The sequence below is a fragment of the Wenjunlia vitaminophila DSM 41686 genome (assembly GCF_000380165.1).
Classification (GTDB): Bacteria; Actinomycetota; Actinomycetes; order Streptomycetales; family Streptomycetaceae; genus Wenjunlia; species Wenjunlia vitaminophila.
In genome coordinates this window covers 42,523-63,274 of sequence record NZ_KB904653.1, presented here as the reverse complement: position 1 = coordinate 63,274, position 20,752 = coordinate 42,523, and the positions used below count along the sequence as shown (strand labels likewise).

The following is a 20,752-nucleotide window of genomic DNA, read 5'->3' as shown; positions in this document are numbered from 1 at the left end:
AACCCGGGACAGTTGTCGTAGGGTCTCGGGTTGCCGGTGCGCGAACGCCCGTTCAGGACCGCGCCCGGCGGCGGAGAAACCAACGCGGGAGGGGACTCATGGCGCCACGGCGGCTCGGCCGGATGCACCGGGGAATGTTGGGGACCGCGATCGCGGCGGCGGCCATGGCGGCACTGACCGCCTCCCAGGCCCCCGGCCTGGCCGCTCCCCTGGCCGCCGACGAGGACCGGCTCACCCCGCCTCCCGGTCCCCCGGTCTCCGGTGACTCCCCCTACTACACCCAGTTGCCCCCGACGGACCGGCCCGGCGACACGCCGACCGGATCCAGCACGCCGACCGACTCCACCCCGTCGTCGCCCCGTGTCGCCGTCCCGACGACCGGTGGGGGCATACCCGCGACGGTCCTGGCGGCCTACATCAAGGCCGAGAAGGCGCTGTCCCGGAGCGATCCCGGGTGCCACCTGCCCTGGCAACTGCTCGCCGCGATCGGCCAGGTGGAGTCCAACCAGGCCCGGGGCGGCAACGTGGACGAGGACGGCACCACCCTGTCGCCGATCCTCGGTCCCCAGCTCAACGGGGACGGCTTCGCCAACATCCCGGACACCGACGGCGGCCGGTACGACGGCGACACCACGCATGACCGCGCCGTGGGACCCATGCAGTTCATCCCGTCCACCTGGGCGCGTTGGGGCGCGGACGGCAACGCCGACGGCAGGAGCGACCCGAACAACATCTTCGACGCCGCCCTGTCCGCCGGCGGCTACCTGTGCGCGGGGGACAGGGACCTGTCGGGCCAGGACGACCGGGACACCGCGATCCTCGGTTACAACCACTCCCTGGACTACCTGAACACGGTCACGTCGTGGTTCGAGTACTTCAAGGGCGGAGCCCACGCGGTGCCGGACCGTCCGGGTAACCCGACGCCCGAGTCCCCGGACTCCCCGGCGCCCAGGGACAGGAGCACGGACGGCGGCAAGGAGAAGGGCAAGGACAGCGGCCGGGACCGGGACATGACCACGCGTCCCAGCACCTCGCCCACGGCGAGCTCGAGCGCCGGAGGCACCGTCAAGCCGAAGCCGAAGCCGACCGTCACCGGCGGTGGCACCCTCAGCCCCAAGCCGTCCCCGACTGACACGGGGTCCGCGTCGCCGAGCGAGTCCCCCAGCGAGTCCCCGTCGGAGTCGCCGAGCGAGTCGCCGAGCTGCTCGCCCTCTCCCAGTGACACCGACTCGGCGACCCCCACCGACTCGGGCAGCTCCTCCAGTTCCAGCACCGACTCCGGCTCCAGCAGCTCGACGAGTTCGAGCAGCGGGACCGACGCCACCTCCAGTTCCTCCGCCGACCCCTGCGCGGAGGAGCCGGAGGAGGGCTCGGACTCGTCCGAGCCGAGCGGTGGGCTGATCCCGCTGCCCACCCCGTGACCCACCAGGTCTCCTCGCGGGCCCCGCTGCCGACGCCGGCGCGGGGCCCGCGACCGTTCCGGGCCCGGCGGCTCAGTCGCTGACGCAGACGAAGATGGCCGTTCCCGGGATCAGCCGTCCCCGCAGCGGGCTCCAGGCGCCCCATTCCCGGTCCAGGTCAGCAGGCCACTCGGGTTCCACCAGGTCCACCAGCCTGAACCCGGCCGTGACGAGCTCCCGCACCCGGTCACCGAGCGTGCGGTGGTGCTCCACGTACTCTGCCCGCCCCTCGGCGTCCTGCTCCACGTACGGACGGCGGTCGAAGTAGGAGTTCTGCGCGGTCAACCCGACCGGGCCCGGCTCGTCGGGGAACGCCCAGCGCACCGGGTGGGTCACCGAGAACACCCACTTCCCCGACGGGCGCAGCACCCGTCGGACCTCGCGCATCACCCGGGCGCTGTCGGCGACGAACGGCACCGCCCCGTAGGCGGAGCAGGCCAGGTCGAACGAGCCGGAGCGGAAGGGCAGCGCCGTGGCGTCCGCCTGGACCAGGGGGAACGACGGCGCCCCGGCGTCGATCCGCACCGCGTGCCGCAACTGTCGGTGGGACAGGTCCACGGCCACCGGGCGCGCGCCCTGCCGGGCGAGCCAGCGGGAGCACTGCGCGGCGCCCGCGCCCACCTCGAGGACGGTCCTGCCCCGCAGCTCGGCGGCGGTGCCGAGCAGTCGCGCCCGTTCCTCGTCGAGCCCCTCGGGGCACCACACGAAACGGTCGTCGCCGAGGAACTCCCCGTGCTCGGCCTGGTACTCGTCGGCGTTACGATCCCACCAACGGCGGTTCGCCCGACTGCTCTCCGCAGGCGAGGACCTGCGCCGGGTAGCCTCTGGCTCGGGTTCTTGGTTCATCGCGCCCATCGTCGTAGTCTGTGGTCTTGACCTGTGGGCAGGTGACCGCCCGGTACCGAGGGTCGTGTGCCCGGTATGGCGGGTTCCGTGCCCAGGCGTGCCTCTTGACGCATTGACCCTGCTCGGCTGCCCCCGTATGCTACAAGTTGCGCTGCGGGCCTGCGCGCCTCAGACGGAGCAGGTTGCGCTCGCATCTGTTGTAGACCCCTCGGTTGTGGGGGCGGTTCCGGACTTTGGTCCCTCGCCTCTTGGCTGTCCGGCTTCGGCAGTGCGGTTAAGGCTCCGGCGTAGCAGTACCTACGACTTTTGTCCGTACCGGAGCCCTTTCCCACATGACGAGCAGCACCGAGGCCACTCGAACCACCCCGCAGGTGGCGGTCAACGACATCGGTTCCGAGGAAGCCTTCCTCGCCGCGATCGACGAAACGATCAAGTACTTCAACGACGGCGACATCGTCGACGGCGTCATCGTGAAGGTCGACCGGGACGAGGTCCTGCTCGACATTGGTTACAAGACCGAAGGCGTCATCCCTTCCCGCGAGCTGTCGATCAAGCACGACGTCGACCCCAACGAGGTCGTTGCCGTGGGCGACGAGATCGAGGCGCTTGTCCTCCAGAAGGAGGACAAGGAGGGTCGGCTGATCCTGTCCAAGAAGCGCGCCCAGTACGAGCGCGCCTGGGGCACGATCGAGAAGATCAAGGAAGAGGACGGCATCGTCACCGGTACCGTCATCGAGGTCGTCAAGGGCGGCCTGATCCTCGACATCGGCCTGCGCGGCTTCCTCCCGGCCTCCCTGGTGGAGATGCGCCGGGTCCGCGACCTCCAGCCCTACGTGGGCAAGGAGCTCGAGGCCAAGATCATTGAGCTGGACAAGAACCGCAACAACGTGGTCCTTTCCCGCCGTGCCTGGCTGGAGCAGACCCAGAGCGAGGTCCGTCAGACCTTCCTCACCACCCTCCAGAAGGGCCAGGTGCGCTCCGGTGTCGTCTCCTCGATCGTCAACTTCGGCGCGTTCGTCGACCTCGGCGGCGTCGACGGTCTGGTGCACGTCTCCGAGCTGTCCTGGAAGCACATCGACCACCCGTCCGAGGTCGTCGAGGTGGGCCAGGAGGTCACCGTCGAGGTCCTCGACGTGGACATGGACCGCGAGCGGGTCTCCCTGTCGCTGAAGGCGACGCAGGAGGACCCGTGGCAGCAGTTCGCCAGGACGCACCAGATCGGCCAGGTCGTCCCGGGCAAGGTCACCAAGCTGGTGCCGTTCGGTGCGTTCGTCCGGGTGGACGAGGGCATCGAGGGCCTGGTCCACATCTCCGAGCTCGCCGAGCGCCACGTGGAGATTCCGGAGCAGGTCGTCCAGGTCAACGACGAGATCTTCGTCAAGGTCATCGACATCGACCTCGAGCGTCGTCGGATCAGCCTGTCGCTGAAGCAGGCGAACGAGGCCTTCGGTGCCGACCCGTCCGCGGTCGAGTTCGACCCGACCCTGTACGGGATGGCCGCGTCCTACGACGACCAGGGCAACTACATCTACCCCGAGGGCTTCGACCCCGAGGCCAACGACTGGCTGCCCGGGTACGAGAAGCAGCGCGAGGAGTGGGAGCGCCAGTACGCCGAGGCGCAGCAGCGCTTCGAGCAGCACCAGGCGCAGGTCACCAAGGCCCGCGAGGCGGACGCCGAGGCCGCGGCCGAGGCTGGTGCCCCGGCTCCGTCCTCCGGTGGTTCGTACTCCTCGGCCTCGGAGGACAACTCCGGCGCCCTGGCCTCGGACGAGGCGCTGGCCGCGCTCCGCGAGAAGCTGGCCGGCGGCCAGAGCTAGTTGCGGCGCGCTGCCGGGCCCGTGGGCCCGGCAGCGCCCACCGAGGGACCAACTGGCTCCGCACGGACACCAGGCCCGCCTCCCGTACCGACGGGAGGCGGGCCTTCCGCATGCTCGGGGCGGGTTCGGCTGGTCGCGGGGGCGCGGACGGCGACGGTGCGATCTTGACGTGGCAGGGGTGGGACCCTAGGGTCGCATCGTTCCATCTATTAGACGTCATCTCCATATGTGAACTCCCGGGCCGCCGGAGTGCCCGTCCGCCCGGCCCGCTCGACGGCGGCGCCGGGCCACCGCGTCCACCTCCGGCGCCCGGCCCCCGACCGAGATCACCAAGCCCGTGTCCCAGGAGCCGTCATGAGCCTGAAGATCACCGGCGTCCGGATCACCCCGGTCGCCGTGCAGGACCCACCCCTGCTCACCGCGATCGGGGTGCACCAGCCCTACGCCCTGCGCTCGGTGCTCGAGGTGGAGACCGACGCCGGCCTCACCGGCATCGGTGAGGCGTACGGCGACGACCCCACCCTGGAGCGCCTGCACCGCGCGGCCCCCGCCCTGATCGGCCTCGACGTCTTCGACCTCAACAGCCTGCACCGCCGGGTCGTCGGGGCGCTGGGCGCCGCCGTGCCCACCGAGGTGCTGACCCCCCTGGTCGGTGCGGGCAGCCAGGGCAAGGCCGTGGCCGCGACGGTGGCGGCGTTCGAGGTGCCCTGCCTGGACCTCCAGGGCAAGGCGGTCGGCCGCCCGGTGGTGGACCTGCTCGGCGGGCCGGCGCGCACCGAGGTGCCCTTCAGCGCCTACCTCTTCTACCGCTGGGCGGGGCATCCGGTGGCCCCCGGCTACCCGGAGGACGACTGGGGCGAGGCACTGGACCCCGACGGCATCGTCGCCCAGGCGAGGAGGATGGTGGACCGCTACGGGTTCGGTTCCCTCAAGCTCAAGGGAGGCGTCCTCCCGCCGGACCAGGAAGTGGAGACGGTGTTCGCGCTGCGGGAGGCGTTCCCCGGCCGCCCCCTGCGGATCGACCCCAACGCCAACTGGAGCGTGCCCGTCGCCCTGCGGGTCGCGGAACGGCTGTCCGGGGTGCTGGAGTACCTGGAGGACCCGGTGGGCGGCATACCCCAGATGGCGGAGGTGGCCCGCGCCACGGACCTTCCGTTGGCCACCAACATGTGCGTGACCAGCATGGAGGAACTGCCACCAGGCATCGAGCAGGGCGCGGTGCGCGTCGTGCTGTCGGACCATCACTTCTGGGGCGGGTTGCGGGCGACCCAGCGGCTCGCGGCGGTCTGCGAGACCTTCGGCCTGGGGATGTCCATGCACTCCAACACCCACCTGGGCGTCAGCCTCGCCGCGATGACCCACGTGGCCGCGGCGATCCCCTCCCTCACCTACGCCTGTGACACGCACAGGCCGTGGCAGCGGGAGGACGTCATCGCACCGGGCGAACTGACGTTCTGTGACGGTGCCCTGGCCGTCCCCACCGGCCCCGGCCTCGGTGTCTCCCTCGACCACGAGGCCCTGGCCAGGCTCCACGCCCAGTACGAGCGGTGCGGTGTCCGCCGACGTGACGACGTGGCCGCCATGCGCGTTGTCCACCCGGACTGGACCGGTAAACAACCGCGCTTCTCATGATGCGGGTGGCGGGGAATGCTCGCACCGCGCTATGTGTTGTGCGCGGAGGTCGAGAAGGAGATGGTTGACGTGCGGGATTCAGGAGATCTGTACGAGTTCGACCCGGAGGGACTGCAGGCGGCGGACATGTCGGGCTCCGCCGAGTCCGACGGGCTGGTGCTCCTCTACCACCTGGACGGCTTCATCGACGCGGGCAAGGCCGGACAGCAGGTGGTCGAGCACATCCTCAGCACCTTCCTGAACGCCACGGTCGCCCGCTTCGACGTGGACCGGCTCGTCGACTACCGGGCCCGGCGACCCTCCATGGTCTTCCGCCGGGACCACTGGGCGACGTACGACGCCCCCACGTTGGAGCTGCGGCTGGTGGACGACGCCACCGGGACCCCGTTCCTGCTGCTGAGCGGCCCCGAGCCGGACGTGGAGTGGGAGCGCTTCACCGCCGCGGTACGGGGTCTGGTGGAACGCCTCGGCGTGCGGATGACGGTGAACTTCCACGGCATCCCCATGGGGGTCCCGCACACCCGCCCCACCGGCATCACCGCCCACGGCAACCGGTCCGACCTGATCGCCGGCTACCCGACCCTCTTCGACGAGGCCGAGGTGCCCGGCAGCGCCCAGTCGCTGCTTGAGTACCGTCTCACCGAGGCCGGCCACGACGTCCTCGGCCTCGCCGTGCACGTGCCGCACTACCTGGCCAACGCCACCTACCCGCCGTCGGCCATCGCCGCCCTGGAGGCCATCACCTCCGCCACCGGCCTGGTGCTGCCCGCGCCGGCGCTGCTGGAGAACAGCGAGAAGATCAGGGCGGAGATCGACCGCCAGATCGCGGTGGACGACGGTGGGCTCACCTCGGAGATCCAGATCATGGAGAACCGCTACGACGCCATCGCCGGCCCCAGGGCCCGTGGGGACCTGGCCCCCGACCCGGCGGACCTGCCCTCGGCCGACGAACTCGCCGCCCGCTTCGAGCAGTTCCTCGCGGAACGGGAGAACGACGCCGGTTGAGCCTCCTGCCCGAACCGGCGAGCCGGGTCTAGGCTGGGCGGATGCTCAAGATCGGACTCACTGGCGGGATCGGTGCGGGAAAGAGCGAGGTCTCCAGGCTCCTCGTCTCCTACGGGGCGATCCTGATCGACTCCGACGTGATCGCCCGCGAGGTCGTCGCCCCCGGCACCGAGGGCCTCTCGGAGGTCGTCGCCGAGTTCGGTGAGCAGGTGCTGCTCCCCGACGGCTCGCTGGACCGCCCCAGGCTCGGTTCCGTCGTCTTCGCCGACCCCGACCGGCTGGCCGCGCTCAACGCCATCGTCCACCCGCGGGTCCGCGCCCGCTCCGCCGCGCTGGAGGCAGCCGCCGACCCGCACGCGGTGGTGGTGCACGACGTCCCCCTCCTCACCGAGAACAACCTCGCCCCGCTGTACGACGCCGTCGTGGTGGTGGACGCCTCCCCCCAGACCCAGCTCGACCGGCTCACCCGGCTGCGCGGCATGCCCGAGCCCGACGCCAGGGCCAGGATGGCCGCCCAGGCCAGCCGGGAGGACCGGCTGGCGATCGCCGACTACGTCATCGACAACAACGGGCCCCTCACGGCCCTCGAACCGCAGGTGCGGGCGGTGTGGGAGGAACTGCGGGCGAGGGCCGCGGCCGACGGGGAGTGACCGCCGTTGTCGGTCCGGGGACGTACCGTGGAGGCGTGCGACCCACCACAGACATCCAGCGCAAGGTGGCGCCCTTCCAGGTCGTCAGCCCCTACCAGCCCTCCGGAGACCAGCCCCAGGCCATCGACGAGCTGGAGCGCCGCATCCGCGCGGGGGAGAAGGACGTGGTCCTCCTCGGCGCCACGGGAACCGGCAAGTCGGCGACCACCGCGTGGATGGTGGAGCGGCTCCAGCGCCCCACCCTGGTGATGGCGCCCAACAAGACCCTGGCCGCGCAACTCGCCAACGAGTTCCGCGAGCTGCTCCCGCACAACGCCGTCGAGTACTTCGTCTCGTACTACGACTACTACCAGCCCGAGGCCTACGTCCCGCAGACGGACACGTACATCGAGAAGGACTCCTCCATCAACGACGAGGTGGAGCGGCTGCGGCACTCCACCACCAACTCCCTGCTCACCCGGCGGGACGTGATCGTGGTGGCGTCGGTGTCCTGCATCTACGGCCTGGGCACGCCCCAGGAGTACGTGGACCGGATGGTGCCGCTCTCGGTGGGCCAGGAGATCGAGCGGGACGCCCTCCTGCGCAAGTTCGTGGACGTGCAGTACACGCGCAACGACATGGCGTTCACCCGGGGCACGTTCCGGGTGCGCGGCGACACCATCGAGATCTTCCCGGTGTACGAGGAGCTCGCCGTCCGGATCGAGATGTTCGGGGACGAGATCGAGGCGCTGTCCACGCTGCACCCGCTCACCGGTGAAGTGATCACCGAGGACCGGGAGCTGTACGTGTTCCCCGCCTCGCACTACGTGGCCGGCCCCGAGCGGATGGAGCGGGCGATCGCCGGGATCGAGGCGGAGCTCGACGAGACGCTGGCCGGGATGGAGAAGCGGAACAAGCTGCTCGAGGCGCAGCGGCTGCGGATGCGCACCACCTACGACATCGAGATGATGCGGCAGATCGGGACCTGCTCCGGCATCGAGAACTACTCCCGGCACATCGACGGCCGTGAGGCCGGCACCGCCCCGAACACCCTGCTGGACTACTTCCCCGAGGACTTCCTGCTCGTCATCGACGAGTCACACGTCACCGTCCCGCAGATCGGCTCGATGTACGAGGGCGACGCCTCCCGCAAGCGCACCCTGATCGACCACGGGTTCCGGCTGCCGTCCGCGCTGGACAACCGCCCGCTGAAGTGGGAGGAGTTCCTGGAGCGGACCGACCAGACGGTGTACCTGTCGGCGACCCCGGGGCCGTACGAGCTCTCCCGCGGCGACGGCCAGGTGGAGCAGATCATCCGCCCCACCGGCCTGGTGGACCCCGAGGTGATCGTCAAGCCCACCGAGGGGCAGATCGACGACCTGGTGCACGAGGTGCGGCTGCGGACCGACGCCGCGTACTGGGAGCGTTCGCAGGGCGCGGCGCGGGGAGCGGCGTCCTTCGAGACCAAGGAGGGCCGGGTCCTGGTCACCACGCTCACCAAGAAGATGGCCGAGGACCTCACGGACTACATGCTGGAGCTGGGCATCCGCGTCCGGTACCTGCACAGCGACATCGACACCCTGCGCCGGGTCGAGCTGCTGCGGGAGCTCCGGGCCGGCGAGTACGACGTCCTGGTGGGGATCAACCTGCTGCGGGAGGGGCTGGACCTGCCCGAGGTGTCGTTGGTGGCCATCCTCGACGCGGACAAGGAGGGGTTCCTGCGCTCCGGCACCTCCCTGATCCAGACCATCGGCCGGGCGGCGCGCAACGTCTCGGGGGAGGTCCACATGTACGCGGACCGGATCACCCCCGCGATGCACAAGGCCATCGAGGAGACCAACCGCCGGCGCGAGAAGCAGGTCGCCTACAACACCGAGCACGGCATCGACCCGCAGCCGTTGCGGAAGCGGATCGGCGACATCCTGGACTCGATCGTCCGGGAGGACGCGGACACCGTGGAGCTGCTCGGCTCGGGGCGTCGCCAGTCCCGGGGGAAGGCGCCGGTGCCGGGGCTCGGGGCCAAGGCCGCCCGCGAGGGCGGGGCAGGGGGCAGCCTGCCGGCGACCGAGCTGGCGGAGCTGATCGGGGAGCTGACCGAGCAGATGCACAGCGCCGCGGCGGAGCTCCAGTTCGAGGTCGCGGCGCGGCTCCGGGACGAGGTGGGCGAGCTGAAGAAGGAGCTGCGGCAGATGCGGGAGGCCGGGATGGCCTGATCCCGGCCGGCCGGGGCGCCGCCGCGGCCCCGCTGTGTCTCAACCGCGCCACAATTGCCGACCCGGCCGGCAGAGGTGTCGTACGCAGTGCGTAGGGTGCTGCAGAGCCGCGGTCGTCCCGCCAAGGAGCGGAGCGCCGCCGCGGTTTGAACGATGGTGGCACTCTCGAGGAGGCACAGCACGTGACGGTGAACCTGGCCAAGGGCCAGTCGATCAGCCTGCAGAAGTCCGACGGTGGCGCGCTCAGCGTGGTGCGGATGGGGCTGGGCTGGAAGGCCGCGCCGCGCCGCGGGCTGTTCGGTAGCCGGACCCGCGAGATCGACCTGGACGCGTCCGCGGTGCTGTTCGCGGACCGCCAGCCGGTGGACGTGGTGTTCTTCCAGCACCTGGTGAGCGACGACGGATCGGTGCGGCACACCGGGGACAACCTGGTCGGTGGGGCCGGGGGCGGCGGTGACGACGAGTCGATCCTCGTGGACCTGCAGCGGGTGCCGGTGCACATCAGCCAGATCGTCTTCACGGTGAACTCCTTCACCGGCCAGACCTTCCAGGAGGTCCAGGACGCCTTCTGCCGGCTCGTGGACGAGAGCAACGGGCAGGAGCTGGCCCGCTACACCCTCACCGGTGGCGGTCAGTACACCGCCCAGGTCATGGCGAAGGTGTACCGGGCGGGCAACGGCTGGCAGATGGCAGCGATCGGCTCCCCGACGAGTGGCCGTACCTTCCAGGACCTGATGCCGGCGATCGCCGCGCACCTGTAGGACCGCCCCGACAGCACGCACCACCCAGTCATGAGAAGGATCGAGGGGGACCAGCGATGAGCGCCGAGTTGGTCCGGGGGCAGAACCACCCACTCCCGGACAACCGCCTGGAAGTGCGAGTGTCCGCCGGGAGGCCGGTCATTGCCGGTGTGACTCTCGGCGACGCCCAGGGCAAGGTACGGGACTCGGCCTGGGTGGCCCATCCCGCCTCGCCCAAGCTCCCCGGCCTCGAAGTGTCCCGCCAGGCCGCCGCGGACCACCGCCTCGCGGTGGACCTCGGTGCCCTCCCCGGGGACGTGCACTGGGTGAACGTGCTGTTGGCCCTGCCCGTGGTGGACGGCGCGCCGCGGACCTTCGGTGCCGTGGCCGCGCCATTCGTGGCGATCACCGGCCTCGACGGCACCGAGATCGCGACCTACACCATCACCGACCTGGACGCGGAGTCGGCGGTCGTGGCGGTCGAGCTGTACCTGCGCAAGGGGAGCTGGAAGGTCCGCGCGGTCGGGCAGGGCTACGCCGGTGGCCTCGCGGCCATGCTCCAGGACCAGGGGCTGCCCGGGGCGGCGGAGATGGCTGCGGCGATCAACGAGGCGGTCGCCAGCGGCCTTGCCCGCTCGGTGGCGCCCCCGCCGCCGCGCGCGGAGGGCGACCGGACGCGCCGGGCCGCCACCGTGGGTGGCAACACCGCCGCGGCGGGACAGCCGCCGCACCCGGCCCCGGCGACGCCCCCGGGCCCGCCCCCCGGGTCGGGCCCGGGCACCCAGGGCCCGGGCACCCCGGGCCCCGGCGCCCAGAACCGCACGCAGCCGCCGGCCCAGGGCGCGGGCGGACGGTTGAACTACCAGCACCCCAACCGGCGGTCCGCCGCTCCGCCCGCCCCGCCCGAGCCGGCGCCCACCGCGGCCGACCCCTCGCGGCCGGTCGCCGGCAACGCGTCCGGCTGGACGATGGAGGAGCGGCTGTACAACCAGGTCTGGGGCATGTTCGAGGACCTGGCCAGGACCACCGCCGCCTACCGCAGCGCGGTGGACTTCGCGGACTCCCGGATGGACCAGGAGCTGGACCGGGCGCTGTCCGACCCGGCCGCCAGGGTCGGTGCCGCAGCCGACGCCGCCCGTTCCTCGGCCCGGGCCAGGCACAGCGCGCTGGTCGACCAGGCCAAGGCCAGCCTCGACCGGGACATCGCCCAGCTCGCGGCCGAGGCCGCGGTGGTCGAGCCCGCCCTGCCGCCGGCGTTCGCCGCCTGGGACAGCGCGGTGTGGCACGGGTACCAGGTGCCCATGGAGACGCCGATGGCGGTGCGCCTGGGAGACCTCCACCTCCCGGAACACCCTGAGCTCCGCATCCCCATGCTGGTGCGGCTGCCGCTCGAGCGCGGCCTGTGGATCGACAGCGGGCGCTCCCCGAACACCCCCATGACGGTCGACTCGGACCAGGCCAGGAAGCTGGCGATGGAGGTCGGGGTGGCGCTGGCCACCCGGATGCTGGCGGCCTACCCGGCCAGCGACTTCACGGTCAACGTCATCGACCCGGCCGGCTCGGGGGCCGCGGCCCTGGCGCCGCTGGTGCACAGCGGCGCGCTGAAGGACCCGGTGGCCACCGGAGCCGGTGGCGTCAGCTCCATGATCGCCAAGTTGATCCAGCGGGTGGACCTGGTGCAGATGGCGGTGCGCGGCGGGGCCTCGGACGCGCTGCCGCAGCACCTGGACCTCAGCGAGCAGCTCCTCATCGTCAACGACTTCCCCTACGGCTTCGACGACCGCTCGGTGACCCAGTTGCGATACCTCGCTGACGAGGGTCCCTCGGTGGGCGTGCACCTGATGATGGTGGCCGACCGGGAGGACGCCCGGGCCTACGGGCCGGTCCTGGACCCGCTGTGGCGGTCCCTGCTGAGGCTCACCCCGACCCCGGACGACCACCTCGCCGACCCGTGGGTGGGGCACGCCTGGACGTTCTCCCCGCAGCTCCCGCCGCCGGACAGCCTGGTGCTGCACCAGGTGGGGGAGCGGGTGAGCGCCGCCCGGCGGGCGTGGGGAAGCGGCGGGTAGCCCCGCCACGACCCGGCCGCGCTTCACGGTGCCGGGGCCCGGACGCCCTTTGCGGTGTCCAGGGTCCCGGCATCGTTGCGTCGGGGCCCGGGGGACGCTCTCGCCCGAAGGGGCTTTACCTGCTCTTGGTGTTCATGTACTGTTCTTTACGCGGAGGGGAGTACTCCTTTAAGCGGTGAGCCCGTCATCACGGCGCGTCCAGGTCCGGTCGGACCTGGCGGGCCCGGGCCCCGGCCCGTGCGCCACGCACCGGGTGGAAGAGACCTCCGGCAGCGATCCCCCACCGGGATCCCGCTGACGTTGTCAACGCCCGCACTGCCGGAGGACGAACCACGGTGGATGTCTCCCTGACCCTTTGGCTCGCGACCGTTCTCGGTCTCGCCGCCCTGATTTCGATCGACTTCCTCATCGGCCGCAAACCCCACGAGGTCTCCCTGAAGGAGGCCGGGACGTGGACGGTGGTCTGGATCTCCCTGGCGCTGCTGTTCGGCGCCGGCCTCGCGGTGTTCGCCGGAGGAGAGCCGGCCGGCGAGTTCTTCGCCGGATTCGTCACCGAGAAGTCCCTCAGCGTGGACAACCTGTTCGTCTTCGTGCTGATCATGGCGAAGTTCGCGGTGCCGCCGCGCTACCAGCAGCGGGTGCTGTTGGTGGGTGTGCTGATCGCCCTGGTGCTGCGGGCCGGGTTCATCGCCGCCGGCGCCGCGCTCGTCAGCACCTTCTCCGCGGTCTTCTACCTCTTCGGGGCGTTCCTGATCTACACGGCCTGGAAGCTGGTGCAGGAGGCGAGGGCGGACGAGGAGGAGACCGAGTTCGAGGAGAACCGCCTGCTGAAGGCGGTCGGGAAGCGCGTCCCCGCGACCGATGGCTACCGGGGTACCGCGCTGGTCGTCCGGGAGAACGGCAGGCGACTGATCACCCCGATGCTGGTGGTGATGCTGGCCATCGGCACCACCGACGTGCTGTTCGCCCTGGACTCCATCCCGGCGATCTTCGGTCTCACCCAGGACCCGTACATCGTCTTCACCGCCAACGCCTTCGCGCTGATGGGCCTGCGGCAGCTCTACTTCCTCATCGGCGGGCTGCTCAAGAAGCTGGTGCACCTGTCCTACGGGTTGTCGGTGATCCTCGGCTTCATCGGGGTGAAGCTGGTGCTCGAGGCCCTGCACGGCTCCGGGGTGCACGTGCCGCACATCAGCATCCCGGTCTCCCTGGGCTTCATCGTCACGGTGCTCGCCGTCACCACGGTGACCAGCCTGCGCGCCGCCCGACGGCAGCCGGGCGCCGAGGTCGAAGGCTCCGCCGGGGAGCACGCGGAGAGCGATCCGCACGGCCCCCAGGACGAGCCGCAGCGGGTGAACTGACCGCCTCCTGCGGCACCCCCGACCCGACCCGACCCGGCACGGGTCGGGTCGGGGCCGAGCGCATCGGGGCCGGGGTGCACACCGCGGTGCTCACCAGCCGCGTGCCCGCCACTCCGACAGGTGCGGGCGCTCGTCACCCAACGTGGTGTCGTCGCCGTGGCCCGGGTAGACCCAGGTCTCGTCCGGCAGTCGATCGAAGATCTTGGTCTCCACGTCGTGCAGGAGTTGGGTGAAGGCCTGCGGGTCCTGGTGGGTGTTGCCCACCCCGCCGGGGAACAGGCAGTCGCCGGTGAACACGTGCGGATGGCCGCTCGGGTCGTCGTAGACCAGGGCGATGCTGCCCGGAGTGTGGCCCACCAGGTGGCGGGCGGTGAGTGCCACCTCCCCGACGCGCACCTCGTCACCGTCGTCCAGCGGCACGTCGGTGGCGACCGGGATGCCCGCGATGTCGTGGCGGCCGGCCAGGGTCCGGGCCCCGGTCGCCGCCACCACGGCGGCCAGGGCCTGCCAGTGGTCCCCGTGCCGATGGGTGGTGAGCACCGAGGCGAGGCCGGAGGGCCCGATCAGGTTGAGCAACGTCTGCGGCTCCTCCGCCGCGTCGATCAGGAGCTGCTCGCCGGTCTGACGGCAACGCAGCAGGTAGGCGTTGTTGTCCATCGGGCCCACCGCGACCTTGCTGATGATCAGATGGGTCAGCTCGTGCACGTCCGGCGGCCCGCCGACCGTCACCTGTCCGTGGTACGCCATCGCGGTTCCCTTCGTTGGTCGTTGGAGGTCCGAGGCGGCACAGTCTTCCGGCCCGACCGCGACCGGAGCCAGTCCCCACCAGCCGCGGTGGTCCCACGGGCACCCGTCAGCCCAGCGGCGGCAGCCTGGGCAGGGTCCCGGACGGGGTGTTCGACAACCCCTCGCCCGCGGTGCGCCCGGACACCCAGCCGAGCAGGGCGGCCCTGGTCCCGCTGACGGTGGCCTCCGGCTCGGCCGCCGCCCCGATGTCCCAGCGCTCGTCGCTCGCCGGGTCGTGGAGCCGGACCGCCGCGACGCCCTCCCGGGCGTGCAGCCCGCTGACCAACGCGGCCAGGGCCCGGTCGGTGAAGTCGGCGGGAAACTGCTCGACGGTGTAGCCGATGCCGAGGTCCACCCGGTGGAACAGCAGCTCGACCAGTCGTCGCCAGGGCAGTTCGGCCGCCGCCACGACCTTCCCCGAGCGCAGCACCACCTGGTTCGCCCAGCACTGTTCGGGCATGGCCCGCGCCGCCCCGGCGAACCGGTCCGCGCTCTCCCGGAGGTCGGCGAGCTGTTCCCGTGCGGGGCGCCCCGCCCCCTTGTCGATGTCCGCGTCACGGGCCCGCGCGCTGGGGTACTGCGGGGTCTCCTCGCCGGTTCTCGCCCAGGTGAGCAGGTTGACCAGGGAGTCGGCCTGGCGGGCGAGGTGGCTCAGCACGTGGCCCCGGGTCCAGTTGGGCAGCCGGGACGGCTCCGTGACGGCGGCGTGGTCGAGCCCCCGGGCCGCCTCGAGGAACTCTGTCGTCGCGGTGGAGACGGCGGAGAGGTCCTGGTGGGGGTCGAGTGTCAGACGTGTCACGTACCCTCCTGGTTCGCTCGTCCCCGGTCCCGGCGGGACCTCGACGAGCGGGACGTTCAACGAGCGGGACACCGACACGCTAGCGCTCCGGAACCCGGTGCGCGCGGACCGTCCCGGGCGGGGGCGCCCCGTCAGTAATCGAAAGTTTGTACTAGGCTCGAGGCGCCGACCGGGGCTGGTCGTGCTGCCGCGTGGCGGGTGGATGATGGGAGGGCCGGTGGGCCCCGACGAGTTCCGGCGCGGGAGGAAAACCGGAACCGACCCCGTTTAGCATGGCTTGAGGGCTCGTCCCTCCCGGCAGAAAGGCGCATCAGCGTGGCCGACCGCCTCACCGTTCGTGGCGCTCGCGAGCACAACCTCAAGAACGTCTCGCTCGACCTCCCCCGCGACTCCCTGGTCGTCTTCACGGGGCTCTCCGGATCGGGCAAGTCCTCGTTGGCCTTCGACACGATCTTCGCCGAGGGGCAGCGCCGCTACGTTGAGTCGCTGTCGTCCTACGCACGGCAGTTCCTCGGCCAGATGGACAAGCCCGACGTGGACTTCATCGAGGGACTGTCCCCCGCGGTCTCCATCGACCAGAAGTCCACCTCCCGCAACCCGCGCTCCACGGTCGGCACCATCACCGAGGTCTACGACTACCTGCGGCTGCTCTTCGCCCGGATCGGCAAGCCGCACTGTCCGCAGTGCGGGCGCCCGATCGCCCGGCAGAGCCCGCAGGCCATCGTGGACCGCGTGCTCGAGCTGGAGGAGGGCAGCCGCTTCCAGGTGCTGAGTCCGCTGGTGCGCGCCCGCAAGGGCGAGTTCGTGGACCTCTTCGCCGAGCTCCAGACCAAGGGCTACAGCCGGGCCCGGGTGGACGGGGCGACCGTCCAGCTCACCGACCCGCCCAAGCTGAAGAAGCAGGAGAAGCACACCATCGAGGTGGTGGTGGACCGGCTCACCGTCAAGGAGTCGGCCAAGCGCCGGCTGACGGACTCGGTGGAGACCGCGCTCTCGCTCTCCGGCGGCATGGTGGTGCTGGACTTCGTGGACCTGCCCGAGGACGACCCGCAGCGGGAGCGGATGTTCTCCGAGCACCTGTACTGCCCGTACGACGACCTGTCCTTCGAGGAGCTGGAGCCGCGCTCGTTCTCGTTCAACTCACCGTTCGGCGCCTGCCCGGAGTGCACCGGCATCGGCACCCGGATGGAGGTCGATCCCGAGCTGATCGTCACCGACGAGGAGAAGTCCCTGGACGAGGGGGCGATCGGCCCCTGGTCCCTCGGCCACACCAGGGACTACTTCGCCCGGCTCGTCGGCGCCCTCGCCGACGAGCTCGGCTTCCGCACCGACATCCCCTGGGCGGGGCTGCCGGCGCGGGCCAGGAAGGCGCTGCTGCACGGTCACTCCACCCAGATCGAGGTGCGGTACCGGAACCGCTACGGACGCGAGCGCGCCTACACCACGACGTTCGAGGGCGCCATCCCCTTCGTCAAGCGGCGGCACGCCGAGGCGGAGAGCGACAGCAGCCGGGAGCGGTTCGAGGGCTACATGCGCGAGGTGCCCTGCCCGGCCTGTCGGGGCAGCCGGCTCAAGCCGGTGGTCCTCGCGGTCACGGTGCACGGCAGGTCCATCGCCGACGTCTCCGCGATGTCGATCAGTGACTGCGCCGAGTTCCTGCGCGGGATGAAGCTGACCGCCCGGGAGAAGACCATCGCCGAGCGGGTGCTCAAGGAGGTCAACGAGCGCCTGCGGTTCCTGGTGGACGTCGGTCTGGACTACCTCTCGCTGAACCGCGCCGCAGGCACCCTCTCCGGTGGCGAGGCCCAGCGGATCAGGCTGGCCACCCAGATCGGTTCCGGCCTGGTCGGCGTGCTGTACGTGCTGGACGAACCGTCGATCGGCCTGCACCAACGGGACAACCACCGGCTGATCGAGACCCTGGTCCGGCTGCGTGACCTGGGCAACACGCTGATCGTGGTGGAGCACGACGAGGACACCATCCGCACCGCCGACTGGGTGGTGGACATCGGCCCCGGCGCCGGCGAGCACGGCGGCGAGGTGGTGCACTCCGGTCACCTCGAGGAGCTGCTGGGCAACGACAGGTCGCTCACCGGCGCCTACCTGTCCGGCCGCAGGAGCATCCCCACCCCGACCGAGCGCCGCCCCCGGCAGGCCAAGCGCCAGCTCACCGTCCGCGGGGCCCGGGAGCACAACCTGCGGGACATCACCGTCTCCTTCCCGATCGGGTTGCTCACCGCGGTCACCGGCGTCTCCGGGTCCGGTAAGTCCACGCTGGTCAACGACATCCTGTACACCCACCTGGCGCGGGAGCTCAACGGAGCCAGGGCGGTGCCCGGGCGGCACACCAGGGTGGACGGCGACGACCTGGTGGACAAGGTGGTCCACGTGGACCAGTCGCCGATCGGTCGGACCCCGCGGTCCAACCCGGCGACCTACACCGGGGTCTTCGACCACGTCCGCCGACTGTTCGCGGAGACCACCGAGGCCAAGGTCCGCGGCTACCAGCCGGGCCGGTTCTCGTTCAACGTCAAGGGCGGGCGGTGCGAGAACTGCTCGGGCGACGGCACCATCAAGATCGAGATGAACTTCCTGCCGGACGTCTACGTGCCCTGCGAGGTCTGCCACGGCGCCCGCTACAACCGGGAGACGCTGGAGGTCCACTACAAGGGCAAGTCGATCGCCGAGGTGCTGGACATGCCGATCGAGGAGGCGCTGGGCTTCTTCGAGGCGGTCCCGGCCATCGCGCGCCACCTGCGCACCCTGAACGAGGTCGGACTCGGCTACGTCCGGCTCGGCCAGTCGGCCCCGACCCTCTCGGGCGGTGAGGCGCAGCGGGTCAAGCTGGCGTCGGAGCTCCAGAAGCGTTCGACCGGGCGCACCGTCTACGTGCTCGACGAGCCCACCACCGGACTCCACTTCGAGGACATCAGCAAGCTGATCAAGGTCCTCACCGGTCTGGTCGACAAGGGCAACACGGTCATCGTGATCGAGCACAACCTCGATGTGATCAAGACAGCCGACTGGGTGGTGGACATGGGCCCCGAGGGTGGCAGCGGTGGCGGCCTGGTGGTGGCCGAGGGCACGCCCGAGCAGATCGCGGCGGTCCCGTCGAGCCACACCGGGAAGTTCCTCAGGGACATCCTGCCGACCGGCGTCTGACTGGCCGCGTCCGCCCCGACTGGTCCCAACCGCACCGGTCGGGGCGGACGCGTACCCAGCGCCCCGACGCGTCGCGCAACGGGCCTGACTGTCCCCGCCAGTCAGTAGGGTGGGGGCATGGCCGACCCCTCCACCTACCGACCCAGGCCCGGGGAGATCCCCGACTCTCCCGGCGTCTACCGTTTCCGCGACGCGCACGGCCGGGTGGTCTACGTCGGCAAGGCCAAGAGCCTGCGGCAACGCCTGTCCTCCTACTTCCAGGACCTGGCGAACCTGCACCCCCGCACCAGGACGATGGTCACCACGGCGGCCTCGGTGGAGTGGACCGTGGTCGGCACCGAGGTGGAGGCGCTGCAACTGGAGTACTCCTGGATCAAGGAGTTCGACCCCCGGTTCAACGTCAAGTACCGCGACGACAAGAGCTATCCGGCGCTCGCCGTCACCCTCAACGAGGAGTTCCCGCGGGTCCAGGTGATGCGGGGTCCGAAGAGGAAGGGCGTGCGGTACTTCGGCCCCTACGCCCACGCCTGGGCCATCAGGGAGACCGTGGACCTGCTGCTGCGGGTCTTCCCCGTCCGCACCTGCTCCTCCGGGGTGTTCCGGCGCTCCCAGCAGATCGGCCGCCCCTGTCTGCTCGGTTACATCGACAAGTGCTCGGCCCCCTGCGTGGGGCGGATCGACGCCGCGGACCACCGGGCGCTCGCCGAGGAGTTCTGCGACTTCATGGCCGGCCGCACCGGCACCTACCTGCGCCGCCTCGAACAGCAGATGAAGGACGCCGCCGCGGCCATGGAGTACGAGCGGGCGGCCCGGCTGCGGGACGACATCGAGGCCCTCAAACGGGCCATGGAGAAGAACGCGGTGGTCTTCACCGACGCCACCGACGCCGACGTGATCGCGGTGGCCCAGGACGAGCTGGAGGCCGCGGTCCAGATCTTCCACGTCCGCGGGGGGCGGGTGCGCGGCCAACGCGGCTGGGTCACCGACAAGGTGGAGGCGGTGGACACCGCGGGCCTGGTCGAACACGCGCTCCAGCAGCTCTACGGCGAGGAGAGCGGCGACGCGGTGCCCCGCGAGGTGCTGGTTCCCGCGCTGCCCGACCCGGCGGAGCCGCTCACCCAGTGGGTGTCCGGGCGCCGCGGCGCCCGGGTCGCGCTGCGCGTCCCCCAGCGCGGGGACAAGAAGGACCTGATGCGCACCGTCGAGCGCAACGCCCAGCAGGCCCTGGCCCTGCACAAGACGCGGCGGGCCTCGGACCTCACCACCCGCTCCCGCGCCCTGGAGGAGATCGCCGAGGCACTGGGCCTGGACACCGCACCGCTGCGCATCGAGTGCTTCGACATCTCGCACCTCCAGGGGGACGACGTGGTCGCGTCCATGGTGGTGTTCGAGGACGGTCTGGCCCGCAAGAGCGAGTACCGGCGGTTCCAGATCAAGGGCTTCCGCGGGCAGGACGACGTGCGGTCCATGCACGAGGTGGTCAGCCGCAGGTTCCGGCGGTACCTCCAGGAGCAGGAGGGCACCGACGAGTGGACCGGTGGCGGTGACGGCACGGGCCCCGACCCCAGGGCCGTGGCCGTTGGCCTGGCCCAGCCCGACGACCGCACGGCCGGGGGGCCGGCGGGGCCGTCGGGGCCGATCGATCCGGACACCGGTCGTCCCCGCAGGTTCGCCTACCCCCCGCAACTGGTCGTGGTGGACGGCGGGCAGCCCCAGGTCGCCGCGGCCAAGGCCGCCCTCGACGAACTGGGCATCGACGACGTGGCGTTGTGCGGCCTGGCCAAGCGACTGGAGGAGGTCTGGCTGCCCGACCAGGACGACCCGGTGGTGCTGCCCCGCAGCAGCGAGGGCCTCTACCTGCTCCAGCGGGTCCGCGACGAGGCGCACCGTTTCGCCATCACGTACCAGCGCGGCAAGCGCTCCAAGGCGATGACGGCGGGCGTCCTGGACACCGTCCCCGGGCTGGGGGAGACCCGCCGCAAGGCACTGCTCAAGCACTTCGGCTCGGTGCGGAAACTCCGCACCGCCTCGGTCGAGGAGATCTGCGAGGTCCCCGGAATAGGCCGCCGCACCGCCGAGTCGGTGCTGGCCGCGCTCGCCGGGGCCGCGCCCGCCACCCCGGCGGTGAACACCGCAACCGGCGAGATCATCGAAGATGACCAGGGAACGCCACCAGACGGGGGAGCAGGACGTGAGCGCAGTGAGTGAGCCAGGAGACGACGACGTGAGTACC

14 protein-coding genes are annotated in these 20,752 nt (G+C 71.2%); 11 read left to right on the top strand and 3 right to left on the bottom strand.

Features of this window, described 5'->3' with window-relative positions; all coding sequences use genetic code 11:
* Positions 1 to 98: 98 nt before the first annotated feature.
* Positions 99 to 1,421 (top strand): lytic transglycosylase domain-containing protein, encoded by a 1,323-nt coding sequence (locus A3IG_RS28755; protein WP_018382736.1) that lies wholly within the window; start codon positions 99 to 101, stop codon positions 1,419 to 1,421.
* A 72-nt stretch (positions 1,422 to 1,493) separates the two neighbouring features.
* On the opposite strand, the gene A3IG_RS0106485 is transcribed toward A3IG_RS28755, so the two are convergent.
* Complete coding sequence (locus A3IG_RS0106485; protein ID WP_018382735.1) at positions 1,494 to 2,306, bottom strand: class I SAM-dependent methyltransferase; 813 nt, start codon at positions 2,304 to 2,306, stop codon at positions 1,494 to 1,496.
* Between the two features lie 332 nt (positions 2,307 to 2,638).
* Here A3IG_RS0106485 and rpsA point away from each other — a divergent pair, with 332 nt between their 5' ends.
* The 8 genes from rpsA (at position 2,639) to A3IG_RS0106445 (ending at position 13,772) form a co-directional block, all read left to right on the top strand.
* Positions 2,639 to 4,123 carry a 30S ribosomal protein S1 gene (gene rpsA / locus A3IG_RS0106480; RefSeq protein ID WP_018382734.1) on the top strand — a complete coding sequence of 495 codons (1,485 nt, stop codon included), beginning with the start codon at positions 2,639 to 2,641 and terminating at the stop codon, positions 4,121 to 4,123.
* A gap of 354 nt (positions 4,124 to 4,477) precedes the next feature.
* Positions 4,478 to 5,755 (top strand): glucarate dehydratase family protein, encoded by a 1,278-nt coding sequence (locus A3IG_RS0106475; RefSeq protein ID WP_018382733.1) that lies wholly within the window; start codon positions 4,478 to 4,480, stop codon positions 5,753 to 5,755.
* A 69-nt stretch (positions 5,756 to 5,824) separates the two neighbouring features.
* Positions 5,825 to 6,760: a PAC2 family protein gene (locus tag A3IG_RS0106470; RefSeq protein ID WP_407701011.1), complete on the top strand. Its 936-nt coding sequence runs from the start codon at positions 5,825 to 5,827 to the stop codon at positions 6,758 to 6,760.
* A gap of 41 nt (positions 6,761 to 6,801) precedes the next feature.
* Positions 6,802 to 7,410 carry a dephospho-CoA kinase gene (coaE, locus tag A3IG_RS0106465; protein WP_018382731.1) on the top strand — a complete coding sequence of 203 codons (609 nt, stop codon included), beginning with the start codon at positions 6,802 to 6,804 and terminating at the stop codon, positions 7,408 to 7,410.
* A gap of 35 nt (positions 7,411 to 7,445) precedes the next feature.
* Positions 7,446 to 9,602, top strand: coding sequence for an excinuclease ABC subunit UvrB (gene uvrB, locus A3IG_RS0106460; RefSeq protein ID WP_026219957.1), 2,157 nt, complete (start codon positions 7,446 to 7,448; stop codon positions 9,600 to 9,602).
* A gap of 182 nt (positions 9,603 to 9,784) precedes the next feature.
* A complete protein-coding gene (locus tag A3IG_RS0106455) occupies positions 9,785 to 10,363 on the top strand; it encodes a TerD family protein (protein ID WP_018382729.1) in 579 nt (192 codons plus the stop codon).
* A 56-nt stretch (positions 10,364 to 10,419) separates the two neighbouring features.
* Complete coding sequence (locus tag A3IG_RS0106450) at positions 10,420 to 12,411, top strand: TerD family protein (protein WP_018382728.1); 1,992 nt, start codon at positions 10,420 to 10,422, stop codon at positions 12,409 to 12,411.
* Between the two features lie 335 nt (positions 12,412 to 12,746).
* Entirely contained in the window at positions 12,747 to 13,772 is a 1,026-nt protein-coding gene (locus tag A3IG_RS0106445) for a TerC family protein (protein WP_018382727.1), read from the top strand.
* Between the two features lie 90 nt (positions 13,773 to 13,862).
* Here A3IG_RS0106445 and A3IG_RS0106440 read toward each other — a convergent pair whose 3' ends face one another.
* Both A3IG_RS0106440 and A3IG_RS0106435 read right to left on the bottom strand, forming a co-directional pair.
* Positions 13,863 to 14,519 (bottom strand): MBL fold metallo-hydrolase, encoded by a 657-nt coding sequence (locus A3IG_RS0106440; protein ID WP_018382726.1) that lies wholly within the window; start codon positions 14,517 to 14,519, stop codon positions 13,863 to 13,865.
* 106 nt (positions 14,520 to 14,625) lie between these two features.
* Positions 14,626 to 15,357, bottom strand: a complete 732-nt coding sequence (locus A3IG_RS0106435; protein WP_018382725.1) for a maleylpyruvate isomerase family mycothiol-dependent enzyme — start codon at positions 15,355 to 15,357, stop codon at positions 14,626 to 14,628.
* A 315-nt stretch (positions 15,358 to 15,672) separates the two neighbouring features.
* On the opposite strand from A3IG_RS0106435, the gene uvrA reads away from it, so the two are divergent.
* On the top strand, positions 15,673 to 18,519 hold the full coding sequence (uvrA, locus tag A3IG_RS0106430) for an excinuclease ABC subunit UvrA (protein WP_018382724.1): 2,847 nt from the start codon (positions 15,673 to 15,675) through the stop codon (positions 18,517 to 18,519).
* A 117-nt stretch (positions 18,520 to 18,636) separates the two neighbouring features.
* Positions 18,637 to 20,727 (top strand): excinuclease ABC subunit UvrC, encoded by a 2,091-nt coding sequence (gene uvrC, locus A3IG_RS0106425; protein ID WP_018382723.1) that lies wholly within the window; start codon positions 18,637 to 18,639, stop codon positions 20,725 to 20,727.
* The last annotated feature ends 25 nt before the right edge of the window (positions 20,728 to 20,752 follow it).

Bases quoted from the DNA above. Each gene is read 5' to 3' on its own strand.
- uvrC (WP_018382723.1), top strand. From the start codon at position 18,637: ATGGCCGACCCCTCCACCTACCGACCCAGGCCCGGGGAGATCCCCGAC.
- rpsA (WP_018382734.1), top strand. From the start codon at position 2,639: ATGACGAGCAGCACCGAGGCCACTCGAACCACCCCGCAGGTGGCGGTC.
- A3IG_RS28755 (WP_018382736.1), top strand. From the start codon at position 99: ATGGCGCCACGGCGGCTCGGCCGGATGCACCGGGGAATGTTGGGGACC.
- A3IG_RS0106485 (WP_018382735.1), bottom strand. From the start codon at position 2,306: ATGAACCAAGAACCCGAGCCAGAGGCTACCCGGCGCAGGTCCTCGCCT.
- A3IG_RS0106475 (WP_018382733.1), top strand. From the start codon at position 4,478: ATGAGCCTGAAGATCACCGGCGTCCGGATCACCCCGGTCGCCGTGCAG.
- A3IG_RS0106440 (WP_018382726.1), bottom strand. From the start codon at position 14,519: ATGGCGTACCACGGACAGGTGACGGTCGGCGGGCCGCCGGACGTGCAC.
- A3IG_RS0106450 (WP_018382728.1), top strand. From the start codon at position 10,420: ATGAGCGCCGAGTTGGTCCGGGGGCAGAACCACCCACTCCCGGACAAC.
- coaE (WP_018382731.1), top strand. From the start codon at position 6,802: ATGCTCAAGATCGGACTCACTGGCGGGATCGGTGCGGGAAAGAGCGAG.